Annotated in this window: 7 protein-coding genes; 3 read left to right on the forward strand and 4 right to left on the reverse strand. The window is 42.4% G+C overall.

The annotated features are described in order from the left end of the window. Positions 1 to 13: 13 nt before the first annotated feature. The 4 genes from PHY14_01925 to PHY14_01940 form a co-directional block, all read right to left on the reverse strand. Positions 14 to 4648 (reverse strand): hypothetical protein, encoded by a 4635-nt coding sequence (locus tag PHY14_01925; protein MDD2693665.1) that lies wholly within the window; start codon positions 4646 to 4648, stop codon positions 14 to 16. An 11-nt stretch (positions 4649 to 4659) separates the two neighbouring features. Beyond that, positions 4660 to 4845 (reverse strand): hypothetical protein, encoded by a 186-nt coding sequence (locus PHY14_01930; protein MDD2693666.1) that lies wholly within the window; start codon positions 4843 to 4845, stop codon positions 4660 to 4662. Positions 4846 to 4864: 19 nt separating this feature from the next. Then, the gene (locus tag PHY14_01935; protein MDD2693667.1) at positions 4865 to 8254 is read right to left on the reverse strand and encodes a hypothetical protein; all 3390 of its coding nucleotides are present in this window, start codon (positions 8252 to 8254) and stop codon (positions 4865 to 4867) included. Positions 8255 to 8538: 284 nt separating this feature from the next. Then, the gene (locus PHY14_01940) at positions 8539 to 9342 is read right to left on the reverse strand and encodes a hypothetical protein (protein ID MDD2693668.1); all 804 of its coding nucleotides are present in this window, start codon (positions 9340 to 9342) and stop codon (positions 8539 to 8541) included. A 138-nt stretch (positions 9343 to 9480) separates the two neighbouring features. On the opposite strand from PHY14_01940, the gene frr reads away from it, so the two are divergent. The 3 genes from frr to PHY14_01955 all read left to right on the forward strand — a co-directional run bounded on the left by frr (position 9481) and on the right by PHY14_01955 (position 14187). Next, positions 9481 to 10026 (forward strand): ribosome recycling factor, encoded by a 546-nt coding sequence (gene frr / locus PHY14_01945; protein ID MDD2693669.1) that lies wholly within the window; start codon positions 9481 to 9483, stop codon positions 10024 to 10026. Positions 10027 to 10110: 84 nt separating this feature from the next. Next, the gene (locus PHY14_01950; protein MDD2693670.1) at positions 10111 to 10497 is read left to right on the forward strand and encodes a four helix bundle protein; all 387 of its coding nucleotides are present in this window, start codon (positions 10111 to 10113) and stop codon (positions 10495 to 10497) included. Between the two features lie 63 nt (positions 10498 to 10560). Beyond that, entirely contained in the window at positions 10561 to 14187 is a 3627-nt protein-coding gene (locus PHY14_01955; GenBank protein ID MDD2693671.1) for a CarD family transcriptional regulator, read from the forward strand. The last annotated feature ends 131 nt before the right edge of the window (positions 14188 to 14318 follow it).

The raw sequence follows: 14318 nt of genomic DNA on the forward strand, positions 1-14318 counted from the left end.
TTTTATTGTTTGATTATTTCACCACACGAGTGACACTATAATTATTCAGATATTCGGATAAAAGCGGTGGTGGATTCACGAGTGCACGATTCGAATATGAGAGGACAACACCTGTTGTGAGAATCTCATACGCATTCGTACCACGGACATAGAGACGAGAATCAAAGAGTGGATCTGCATTTCCATACATGCTACCATCGACCTTCAGGATTTTCTGAGATGTGACATCACCGAGAGAACGGAATGATCCATCGATATTCACGTAGACTCAGCCAAGATTCGTCACACCAAAGTCAGCAGCAACACTCGTTCCTGGATATACGTATGTATTTCCATTTTTTACGATGAATGCCCAACTCGAAGTCGTATCATCTGATGCATAGACGAGATTACACTTGATAGTGAGGTTTCCATCGACGATGAGTGTGCGAACTCCATCGAGAACGAATGTATTGTTCGGACAACTTTCGATAGTCACATTTCCCTTGATAGAGAAAATATTCTGATTTCCATTGAGGCGATACGCTATAAGATCTGTGAGAGAACTGATAGATGGATTTGCTGTGACTGAACCAACGTCTACATTCGCAACAGGTGTCGTCGAAGTTGTAGTTGTTGTAGGGGTGGTTGTAGTGCTTGTTGCAATTCCTGAGAGGAAGAGATTCACGAGATTCCCTGCTCGCACGTATGTCTCTACTCCACGATTCACGGTACCAGCATTTCCAGCGATCATCGCACCAGAAACACGAACATCGAGTGCTACGAGAGAAATCGCTGTCAGTGGAGCAAGAGTAGTACTACCATTCGAGAGAACGAGTGAACTCGTATTCCCCACCGATGTACCGAAGAATGCGCTATTGAGAGTAGATGATCCGAGACGTGCTGGATACACAAGGTATGCATCTTTTCCTTTGAAAAGAGTTATATTATTGGATGATACACTATTTCTTCCTTCATATACAATCGGTGGAGTACAGTTCGTTGGAACCTGATAGTCTCATTTTCCGAGAATGATATATTCTGTTCCACAGATATTCTCTCGACGAATACTCGCGTCATCAGGAGCATAGCGACCGAATGGAGTACAAATCTCATTCGAATTCATATTCGCACCAGTAGAAGAAAGACAGATGGTCTTGTCTGCTTCGATAATCAGAGGCACTGCATATTGCGTCTTGATGCCGAATCCAACTGTATCAGCAAGGGTGAAGGCTTTTGTACCAACACCGAGAATCATACGGTTCTCACTAAAAGCGATTTTTCCTGCTTCTCATTCGAGCCAACTATATCCAAGACGAGCACGAGAAAGGGTCGGAATCGTCATCCACATATCTATAATCGGATTGGCTCCTGGAGTTGTTGTGATGAGTTTACATGCTACACACCATCCTGCACCGATAACATCACATTCTTCACCAATCTGGAGTACTCCATCACCACAATATCAACCTCCGCCTCAACCTCCACCACCTCCGCCTCCGCCTCAACCTCCACCACCACAAGAAAGTGGTTGGTTCTGACAATTCGCAATCCCTATAGCATCAGCTGGATAACAGAGACCAGCAGCAATACCATCAGATGTACAGGCTACGAGAGAATTGTAGGTTGCACAAGATGCAATATTATTCACACATTTTTTTCCGATATATGCAGAACCTCAACTACTTCCACCAGTTGTTGTGACAGTAGCCCTACAACTTCCGACGAATGAACCAGAAAATACGGTTGCTGGATCATTTCGATCACGGACACCACAAGTCACTGTATCAGAAGAGGAATAACTATTCGGAGCGGCACATGTACCTGTATTCGATGAAGACCATGTTCCTGTGGTTGTACCACAATCGACACGATATTCGAGATTCGCTATGCTTCCGGTATATCCAGATGCAGCACACGTATATGTCGTATTTGTTCCTGGAGCAACTGCTCCTACTGGTGCACCAGAAATAGCACCACATTGATTTCCTGCAACGATTTCGATATTTGCTGGATCAGTGTTGTTATTCGGATTGGTGTCGCCAGGATTTTTCACCGTTGCGGTGTTCGAATATTCACCAGCAGGAATCGTACTCGAAGCCTGAGCATCGACAACAATATCTGGGAAGTATGCACCAAGCGCAAGATCTTCTGTACGAGTACAGATAAATTTCCGAGTTTCTGATGTCGTACAAGACCATCCACTACCAGCTACAGAAATAATAGAAGTGTCATTCGGGAGTGTATCTTCTACTGTTGTCGTACCTGTTGCTGTCACTGGACCGAGATTTCTCACGACAAAACGATAACGCATACTTCCACCCTGAGGCACTGTGAGAATATCACGATCTACATCGGAACCATCATTCGATGTCTGATGATCTCCATCACGAAGTGGAACTCCTGTTGTGAGATCTGCAACATATTTCTTGAGAGAAAGGTCGAAACTTCCAGGAGGAACAATCACTACTTCTCCAGGATCACAATTATTCACTTTCCATTGCTTCACTGGTACATCGAGTGGTTCGTTCTCATTCGGATCATATGGATTCGAGAGACATGCATAGTTCTGATACCATCATGCTTGAGTTATAGTACTCGTAGCAGTGACAGATATGAGAGTCGAAAATTCGCCTTTCGCATAGGATTTATCTGTATAACAGGTGAACTTTGTATCGGAATTCTTCGCACAAGTCCACTCACCCTGAGTCGTTGCGATCGATGCAATAGTGACTCCTGCAGGGAAATTCTCATCCGTAACAGTAGTTCTTCCAGTTGATGCAAGTTCACCGAGATTCTGAACGATAAAAGTATAGTTAATCGTACCATCCGCGTTGACACGGCTCGATTCGTCATCACCATTGACGAATTTCTTGATGCGGAGATCGAATCCGTTCGGATTCGGAGGATTCACATTGGCTGGATCGAGATTGTTGGTATCTTCATTACAAACGGCTCGAGGATTCTCACCATTGGCACCCGCGAGAGATGGATTCGGCAGAGAACCATTTGCATTACACTGTTTCCCATCAGCTTCATTCGGATTGTGGACATACGCATAGTTCATGTATCCCGCGGAACGGAAAACGAGATTCGTCACACGAACTGGAACAGTGATGACATTGAACTCTGTACGTGCTGGATATGATTCAGTCGTCGTACAAGTGAATGCAGATGAACCGTCGGTTCCTGTACATGTCCAACCATTTCCTGATGGAGTTCCACGGAGAACGATCGGAGCAGGAAGTGCATCAGCAACGGTCGTGAGACCTGTCACAGTACCAGTTCCATTATTTCTGACAACGATAGTATAGTTGAAATTTTCGGTATTATCGACGGAAGCGAAAACATCTTCAGATTTCGCATATTTCTTGATAGAGAGGTCGAAATTCGCGACCACGACACAGGCAGGATCTTTTTGTGCACCAGAATCATTGCTATCACAATTCGGCGGTGGTGGCGGTGGTGTACATGTAGGATCATTTGGGTCTGTACATGTCACATTACATTCTGGAGTATTTTGTCACTCACGACAGACGTATGCGATATTTCTGAGTGCAGTTCATTCTGGAGTGGCACTATCGATCTTGGCTGGCACAGTCACAGTTGGTGCAACTGCTCCAGCTGGCAAGTCTTTGTTGTATGTACAGATAACAGTCGCGTGACTCACTCATCCTACTGACTTCATTCCCTGAGAACATGTCCAGTCGGTTCCTGTCGGAGTTGCGGTGACAGATACATATTGTGGGAAAGTATCAGTGATGGTTACTTTCTTGGCTGAAGCGGTACCATTGTTGGTCACCTGATAGGTATATGAGAACTCGCTTCCTGGTGCTAATTGTGCAGCATCATCAACATACTGACCATCTTTTCCTTGAGCTGCTTTTTTGATAGTGAGGTTCGGTCCTGTCGGAGTACCGATAGGCTGACATGAAGTATCACAACCGCTCACTCCCCAACCAGTGTGAGAAGCATCTGCTGGGTCACAGACTTCACTATATGATGGATCGACAATTCCATCACCACACCAACGAGGACTCAGAAATTGACATTCACGTTGTGTTTCTGGAATACCAGTTGCAAAGGTAAAACTACCAGGTGCACCATTCATGGCATACACATTCGTATCATATACTACTTGAATTGCAGCGGTATTTGGATTCGTACCAGCTGCTACGGATGAAAGTCAGAGTCCAGTACTTGGATTCGTACGGACAAATGGCGTTTTTACAGAACCTGGTGTGAAATACAAATACTTTCATCGTGTTGGTGAAATCAGAGATGGAACTATCGAATCAAATGAAAATATACCATCCGGAACTGCGGTATCAATCTGTAAAGATCCAGACGGATATACTACGAAAGAGGCAGATGATTGAAGTATATTATATGAAATATTCAAACCCCTAAAGTCACCTGACGTATACATGACCTTATATTGAGTTGGTGAGGAATTTGTATACGTATCATACAAGGCACGATAGTGACCATTGTATATAGTGTTTTCAAAACATTGATTACAAGAATTTGCTGCCGTGCCATACTTTGATTGACACGAGGCAACTGAAATCTCAGTATCTTCTCCATCAGAAGCGAAAGTCTGAGGAAGAACATTGATGAATGAGCTCACTGCAATCAATGCAATCACTCAAATACGAAGAGTATTCATAAAATGGATAATTATGGTTGAGTATTAGCAGGAATAGTCGTTCCATCTTCTACGGAAATGGAAATATTGGATCAAGAAATCGAGGTGCCATTTTGCTGCATTTGTGTATTAGATTCTGGATTTTTATTTTGTTGTGTTGTAGTACAAGAAGATAAGAGAGAAATCGTAATACCGGAAATTATGAAGATTTTTTTCATACAGTTGATAATAAATAAACTAAGCTGCTGTTCATGCTGAAGCTGTTGGAGTAGGTGTTGGAGTAGGTGTTGGAGTAGGTGTTGGAAGTGGTGTTCCAGTGTTTTGGTCCATGGATCATTGGTCTACACCTCATGTATGAGTTGATCATTCTGATTGTGTATTATTATTGTCTCCATTTCATGAATCAGGCTTCTTCCCTACCCATCCGATTGCTCCAGTGAGCCCGAGAGTTTCTGCCCGACTCGATATCTGGATATTGTATTCAGCACTTGCATCACCAGCTACAGCAGGACTTCCAAGAACTGCTGGAGCAGATATTTTCCCTGGTTCGATAGCGATACCTGGGTTGGTACAATCACCATAAGCACAGAGGAGGAACTTCTGACCCGTCATATTCACATCCCTACCATCAATCTTAGTGGTTCATTTTGCGAGAAGTTCGACAATATTTTGGTGAGTTACTTTTGCTTCATCAACCTTCATAATTGTTGCAACGCTTGTACGAAGTGCTTTGTCAGTTACTCCATTTTCTGGAAGAGCCACTTTGAGCATTCATTCTTTCTTAGTTACATCAAAATTGGAAACATCTTTCGAAAACTCTTGACCGTCACGAGAAGCGAAACGCATGGTACCTGTTGGCATGAGAGCCATATATTTCTCGGATGTCTTGAGTGAAGCGATAGCGCCAAATGTATTTGATTTTGGTTCTCCGATAGTGATATTCCCATTTCCTGACTTCAGCACATCAGCATAATCAGACAGAGTAAGTCCAGTCTGATTGAGTATACCACCACTTTCAAAAGCTTTAGCAAGCATCTTATCAAAACGCTTTTGTGTATCTCCTGATTTCTCTGTTACATCGATATTTCACTCCTTAGAGGAAACATGCACGGCTTGGTTAGCATCCATCATCATAGCGCCACGGATATCGAAGAGAACCGCTTGAAGTTTTTTAGGATCAGCTTCCTTCGATACAACGGCTCTGAGTTTTGCGAAAAGACCCAGTCATTTCACCATTTCGAGAAATGATGTTTTTGCAGTATCAAGATTAGTATTATCACTATTGCTTTCCTGAATCTTTTGGAGTGTATCAGAGAACTTGTTTGCTTCTTTTGAACGTACAGAATTTTGCCAAATATATGAAAGACTTTTACGAACTTCTTTCTTCGAGAGCTCAGAACGAACGGTCGAATCAAGATCGAGTGTATCGAGAGAAACATCTTTCTCACTAATTTCCTCTTTCCCTGCAACCGCAGCCTTCCCCTCAATCTGCTTCTCAGTACGAGTCAGCTTGAGTGATTGTGTATAGGATGTACGTCCGAATGAGATGCTCGGAAGGATGAATGGTACTCCTGAAAAACTACCGAGAGAGAGTCCAAGAGACTTGAGTGACCAACCACCTGTTGCATCATCGAGATGGAGGCGATCGATACGAGATTGAACTGCTTGACTGAGCGCATTGTAGATCATTTGTGCACGGATAACTGGATTTGTTTCAGTGTCGAATCCTGCAAGTGAGAGTCGATTCTGGATATCAGTATTAATTGCCTTATCAAGTGACTCTATGCGAGCTTTTGTTGGTTCCATGGGATCATCACTCGTCTCAGGATATTTTGAATAATCAGAAGAAAATGCAATATTGGTAGCTTTTTTATTTGTTTCTTTTGCAAGAGCATCAATCTGGGAAAGGATTCCTTCTGCAGATTTCATCTTTTCCATGTTTCTCACTTCGAGATCCTTGTTTCCCATATCACGAGATACATTGACCATACCTCCACCCACTCCTGCGATACCAGTGAATACCCAGCGATCAAAACGACTTGATACACCTACAAAAGGAGTTCCAGCCCAACCGTAAAGAATCTTTGTATCAGGAGTTACTGATTTATCGAATGTGATACCAACACCGAATCCAGGTTTTCCAGTAGAAAATGCGAAACCAAGACTCGCATTGTCAGCAAGCCAGTTCGGAGGAAAATCCATAGTTGCAGCAGCACCTGCACCGACACCACGATTGGTAATAGCAGCACCGAGATTCTTCGAGATGATATTCCATCCTGGAGAATCTTGCTTACCGAGTTCCGCAATATATGCGTCGATGGCACCCTGTGCCTCACCTTTCTGGTCAGATAAAATTGTTCCATCCTTTATCTGTTTTTCGAGTTGCTTCTGGAATCCATCCTTGAGTCCAGCGAGAAGTTCAGATTTATTTGCATCTAGTTTTTCTAACATCTTTCGCTCATTTTCGCCGATACCAGAAATTCCCTTTATATCAATAAGTGCATTGATACGTCCTGGAAGACGAGATGCCTCGCGGATACCAGCGAGGATAGCATACTTGAGAGATGCATCGGTGGCAAGTTTATCTTTTGTAACTTCAGTAGAAACACCGCCAAGTTTTGCAGCATTGGAGAGAACTTGAAGAAATCTACTATCGTCACCCCTTACCTTATCAAGGAGGAGAATCGTTGCTGCAGAGATTTGACGATCGAGTGCTGTGGTTCCATGAGTCTTGAAGTTATCTACCCTTGAGAGGTACTTGATGATATCTGAATTGCTTGCACCACTTGCAGGAAGATCTCCCGACTTGCGAACACTCTCAGTTGACTGTCCAGCGCGAGCTGCAACCATGAGTGGTTTTAGGATTGGCGCAAGTTCAGCCTTATTTTGTTCATAGAATTCGAGGAATTTCTTCACAGCCGGACGATCATTGAACTCGGCACCATCTGCGATATAGACAGTTCATTCCTCTATACTCTGGAGAAGATTCGGGATACTCACACTCTCGAGTTCATACTTTTGACGTGCGCCAATCATATCATTATTAGATTCCTGTTTGAATGTCTCCAAGAATGATGTTTTGAGAGGATCTTGAAGCCCACTTGCTACATATTCTGTAAAATCTTTTGCCTGTTGTTCACGACTATTTTTCTGAACCACAGATTCGAAAGCACGGGAAGTTTCTTGTTTTATAGTAGTCTTTGTCTGATCTTTATCAGCTGAATTATTTTCATCGATTTTTTTATACTCTCATTCTAGTTGAGTTTTCAGTGCTTCAAGTCACTTCTTTGAATCAGAATTCTCAGGAGCATTTGAGATAGCAGTCTCCAAAAGAGTAAGGACCGCCTGACGATCTTTTGTGTTCTTTCCATCGATTTTTTTGAGAATATCACCCAAGTGATTAACAACACGATCGATTTTGATAGCATCAGGAGGATTCTCATTTTGGAACCTTTGTATTTCTTCACGAGTTATTTTTGCTTTCTTGAGCAGATCAGCGACAGAGTTGTCGCGTTCGAGACTATCAAGTGCAGATTGAGCTTCAGTAGAAAGCCCCCACTTCACTCCCCCTTTCGTGAGCCCAAGAGAAGTTGTCAGCATAGTACGTATATGACGAATCGTAAACATATGAATATGATTAGAAAATAGATTTACCACTCCACTCTACCATATATCTTCATTCCACGCAAATAGCACATGCATTCCATGTATCATTATTTTTCTTTATTTGTTTATATCCCATATTTCCTTTCTCCAAAAGGAAAATCTATAGTATGGGGATATTATTCGATTTTATAATTCTAGGTAATCTTAGATTCAAATTATATTTTGTCAATACTTTTTCTGTGAAGAAAAGGTAAACAAAAAAGCCGAACCAAATAAGTTCGACTTTTGAGAAACAAGAGAAACGACTAGACACGTCGACGAAGAGTGAACATCATGCCGAATGCGATGAAGAATGCAGCAGCAATGAGAAGAAGTGTCTCTGGTCCAGTTTTTGTCTGAGTGACTTCTGCTGGAGTAGGTGTCGTAGGTTCTGGAGTAGCACTAGCAGCGAGCTTGTACGCTACACATTCATAGTGTGTATTGGCAGCACTCTCATTCGCAGAAGCATCGATAGTATGTGATACTACTGGGAAGCGAAGCATACCGACGAGATCACCTGCTTTCTTGTCTGTTTTTGTGAGCGTATACCCTGCTCCGATGTCCGCTTCGAGAAATTTTACTTTTTGACCTCCTAGAAGAAGGAATTGAGATTTTGTCTCTCCAGTAGGAGTCACCCATACGATATCTGAAGAATACTTCCAGATATTTGCCTCAGATGCAGGGGTAGTTGTCCATGTTGTATTTCCGAATCGAACCATATTCGGAGTTTTCTGTTCATCCTTGTATGCAGAGAGTGTAAGAGGTGAGCTATTAGTCCAATTATCGAAAAGTCCTGTGAGCTTGTCCCCTACTTTTACACTTCCACCATCGAAACACTGATCACAACTATTGATAGAGAAAGCAGAATTCGAACTACAACTAATAGTCTTATATTCACCGAGAGCGGAACCAGCAGATGGAGCTGCTGTCATTGTCGGAACATCCGAAGTACCAGAAGCTACTGTAGGAGCAATAGTAAGAGGAGAATCTGAATCGCCCGTTGCTGCATGAACGAGAGGTGCTGCTGATACAAGCATACTTGTAACAACAAAAACAATAGAAGTTCTCATAATGGGAGAAGAAATTAAGAATGTAAATATACAAAGCGTATTGTATATTCTGGTGATTCTTTGTCAAAAAAAAGCTTGTAGAAAGGAAGAAAATGAATACACTATTTGTACATTTGTATTATAATTATATTTTTCATTATGCTCACGAATCTTCAACAAGAGCTTCATAAAGCCAAGAATCACCTACAAAATGAACTCGCTAAACTCCAGGCCTGACGCGCGAATCCTGCAATCGTCGAAGGCGTCTATGTGATGGCATATGGAAGCAGTCAACCCCTCAAGAACGTAGCTGCAGTATCGACACTTGACGCTCAGACAATAGTCATTCAACCATGGGATAAGACCATTATCCGCGATATCGAGAAAGGAATCAGCGATGCAAACCTTGGTCTCAACCCATCGAACAACGGTGAATCTCTCATGATCAAGATACCACCACTCACAGAAGAACGTCGTCGTGATCTCGTGAAGCTCGCAAGTCGTCTCGGAGAAGATGGGAAAGTCGGAATTCGTACCGTTCGTCAGGATTTCAAGAAAAAAATTGACTCTGCAAAAGCAAATAAAGAAATCTCTGAGGATGAAGCAAAATCCTATGAGACCGATCTCCAGAAACAAATCGATGCTGCAATGAAAGAAGTAGACAGTTTTCTCAAAACAAAAGAGGATGACATTATGAAAGTTTAGTGGTTAGATAAGAAGTTGCTAGTTGCTAGACTTAATAGTTGATAGAAGATTTTTGCAAGAAAATATTCAATAAACTACTCTCATATGTCAAAATATGAAAACCTAGAAGTATGGAAGAAATCAATACTTCTCGTAACCAAAATCTATAAATTCTCTCAAGAAAATTCAAAGCTGAGTCATGACTATTGATTACTTGATCAGATACGAAGGGCTGCTGTAAGTATACCAAGTAATATTGCAGAATGAAATGAAAGAGAAACAACAACAGAATTTATTCGATATCTTGTTATTGCTCGATGAAGTACTGCTGAACTCTCAACTCAACTATTGATTTGTAAAGATATTGGCTATATTTCTGATGAAGAATATATCATTCTCTCTGAATCGATAATAGAAATTCACAAAATGATAAATGGACTCATAAGTTTCCAAAAACAAAAACGAGCAACTCTTGTACCCTCTAGCAACTAGCAACTCTTGTACCCTCTAGCAACTTTCTCTCATTCCACCTGTACTACTGCCCGACTCTTCATTTTGAAGAGTCTTTTTCGCGAAGGAGGGAAAAATATCATCATCACCGATAAAGAACAAGATACGAAACTTTTGGAAAACTTCGGAGAAAGCGTCACAAAGAGGAATTGGAAGAAACTCAACACTATTGCGGATTTTCTCGAAATGACAGAAATCCAGACTGGGAACTTCGTCATCCATCCTCAAATCCTCGAAACAATAGGAAATCTCGAATATCTCAGACGGAAGACCCTTCACAAGATCAGTCGTGGAAATACAGAATCCATGGAAAACACGATCGAGACCCTGATAGCACTCGGCTATTCTCACAGCGAATACAGTGGTGAACTCGGCACCTACAAGCGGGAATGAAGTATCGTGACACTCACTCATGCACAAAGTGGAAATACGATCCATATAGAATGGTTCGATACAGAAATCGATAGCATTATCGAAATCGATGGTGCTGGGAATCGCAGTTATCGTGACTTCATCTGGATCAAGAACGAGAAAATCGATGAGAATCAGTTCGAGCGAAAAGTCGGGAAAATCAATGAGGAATTATTGTCTCAGATTACTTCTTGTGGATGAGGGTTCGGGGGTAGCAATCATCCCCAGAAAGAGAATCAGGAGGAATTTTCACAAAATCGAGTTGACACCCCCGAGACCTTTGTTACTTTCGGTCACGAAAGTAAGGGGAATGTATCAGGAAAACTAGATTCTGAAACAAATTCAGAATGACAGGAAAAGGGATTCTACCCACAAGGGGTATACTGACTATCTCCGAGAATGACAGAAACAAAGAAATGACCACTTAACCAACCCACTACCCCACTGCCCCACTACCCCACTAACATTATCCTTATCGGTTGTGACTTCCATGGAGACCTCGAGACTCTCAGAAAACATGCAAATATCCATTTCACCGATTTTCATCGTGAAGATTCTATCTCACTCGATGTCAGTGTTCCTGATATCCCTCATATCGACGCACTGAAGCATTATATAGAAGAAAACTCATCTAAAGCGAATATTTGCTTCTATACAAAAAACGAAAAATCCGTGCAGGATTTTCTCGAATTCCATGCACTTTCTGGATGTCAGATAATTCCAACTCCAAAAAGCGGACTCGAAAGTTGCGAATATAGTGAGAGCTTTTTTTTGGATCCTGAAGGATGGGGGTTCGGGGGTGGCAATCGTCCCCAGAGAGAGAATTGAGAAGCAACTTTACAAAATCGAGTTGACACCCCCGAGACCTTTGTTACTTTCGGTCACGAAAGTAAGGAAAGAGTTTCATGAAAAGTACAAATAGTCATCACCGACGATATCCTCGGAAATATTTTCGTTCGAACCAGAACCAAGAAATCCCTCGCGAAAAACCTCGATCTTCTCCTCTATGTGAATCCTGGAGATTATGTCGTGCACCGAGAACACGGAATTGCACGATTCCATGCAGTCGTGGATAAAACTCTCTGAGATATCCGTCGAGAATATCTCGAACTTCACTATGCTGGAGGTGACAAGATTTTCGTGCCTCTCACAGAAATCTATCGTGTGAGCAAATATGTGGGAGAACTCGAGCCACAGCTCACGAGTCTCACAGGAAAAGAATGGGAACGAACGCTCGAAAAAACAGACGAAGAACTCGAAAAAATCGCAACCGAACTTATCGAGATCGCGAGCAAACGCACTCTTTCTCGTGGAATCACCTTCAAAAGTCTGCCAACAGAAGAAGAACAATTCCGTTCCCGATTCCCCTATGATTATACTCCTGATCAGCTCGAAGCGATTCATGAGATTTTTCGCGATATGGAATCCGAGTATCCGATGGACCGGCTCCTCTCTGGTGATGTTGGCTTCGGAAAGACAGAAGTTGCGATGAATGCCATGTACAAGGCAGTGCTTTCTGGCTACCAGGTTGCTGTTATTTCTCCCCTGCTCGTTCTCGCAGATGAACACTATGAGACCTTCATGGAACGATTCACCGAATATGGAATCCATGTCGAATGTCTCACTCGCATGACAAGTACCAGTGAAGAAAAACGAATCCTCGATGGAATGAAAAATGGAAATGTAGATATTGTCGTCGGTACTCACAAACTCCTATCGGAAAATATCCGCTGGAAAAAACTCGGACTTCTCGTCATCGATGAAGAACATAAGTTCGGTGTCTCACACAAGGAGACGATCAAGAAGATGCGAGCTAACATCGATATTCTTTCTCTCTCAGCTACTCCGATTCCCCGTTCACTCAACCTTGCTCTCTCGGGACTGAAGAAAGTATCCCTTCTCGGAACGGCTCCGAAAAAGAAAAAACCCATCGAAACTATCGTGAGCACTTGGACTGAGACGACGATTGCCCATGCGATACAATACGAGCTCGAACGTGGTGGACAGATCATCATCGTCCATAACCGTATCCGTGGAATGGAACAGATGGAGAAGGAAATTATATCAATAATTCAAAATTCAAAATGAAAGATTCAAAATAATTGATGAAAGGAAGTTCCTGAAGGATGGGGGTTCGGGGGTGGCAATCATCCCCAGAGAGAGAATTGAGAAGCAACTTTACAAAATCGAGTTGACACCCCCGAGACCTTTGTTACTTTCGGTCACGAAAGTAAGGGAAATGTTTCATGAAAAATACAACCTGGAACAGATTCCTCGACTTCGCTCGGAATGACAAAAAGCCAACCAACTATTATTACCACTCACGGTCAGATGCACGGAGATGATATAGAAGATCGTATCCATGCCTTCAAAAAGTGAGAATACAATATCCTCCTCACAACCACCATTATCGAAAATGGTGTAAACTTTCTCAAGGCAAATACTATAATCATCATCGATCCAGAGGATTTCGGACTCGCACAGCTCCATCAGCTCCGCGGTCGAGTCGGACGCAAGTGAGAACAAGGCTACTGTTATCTCATGTATCGCAAGCCAGAACTTGCCGCGATAGAAAAAGAGCGTATTATCACCATTGCGAACAATACACACCTCGGTGCTGGATTCGAGATTGCGATGCGTGACATGGAGATTCGCGGTGCTGGGGATGTCCTCGGATTCAAGCAGGCTGGGAAGAGTAAAGATGTTGGTCTCACACTCTATTTCCGTATGCTCGAAGAGAAAATCGCGGAGATCAAGGATGAGAAACAGAAAAAGAAACCCGTGAAAATCGAACTCGAACTTTCCTATGCACTCGACGATTCGCTTTTCTTGTCAGAAAGTGATAAGCTCAATTTTTTCCGTGAAATAGAAAATATCGAAACCCTCGAAGAACTCGATGCTATGGAAGAAGAAATGATGGAGAAAATATGAACTATGAACGATAAAATATGAGATAATTCAGATGCAGGAAAAGAATTCATGTCCCATCACTCATCACTCATCACTCACGTCACGAATCTCTTCCTCCTTCTCCGAGCACGTCTCACCTTTTCAGAATACGGACTCGAGAGCCTGAAAAAAGTCGGACAGAACTACATTTTCGATTTCTACGATGGCACGAAAGTCGAGAAAATCAGAGCATTTCTCGACCGATTCGATACCAAAAATCGTATGACTCTCCTTTCTGTCAAAAAAATCCGCACCGAAGTGCGGTATTGGAAAACGGTTCAAGAATTCCTCGAAGAACTAGTTGGTTGATAGTTGCTAGAACCTTAGTTACTAGTTGCTAGAAAAAATTGGAAACACAACGCTCCTGGAGGATGGGGGTTCGGGGGTGATTAAAAACAGTGAAATGGGGATTGCAAAGAAAATGCAAAGATGCAATGTTTCTG

Source organism: Candidatus Gracilibacteria bacterium, assembly GCA_028687475.1.
Classification (GTDB): Bacteria; Patescibacteriota; Gracilibacteria; order BD1-5; family UBA2023; genus STC-74.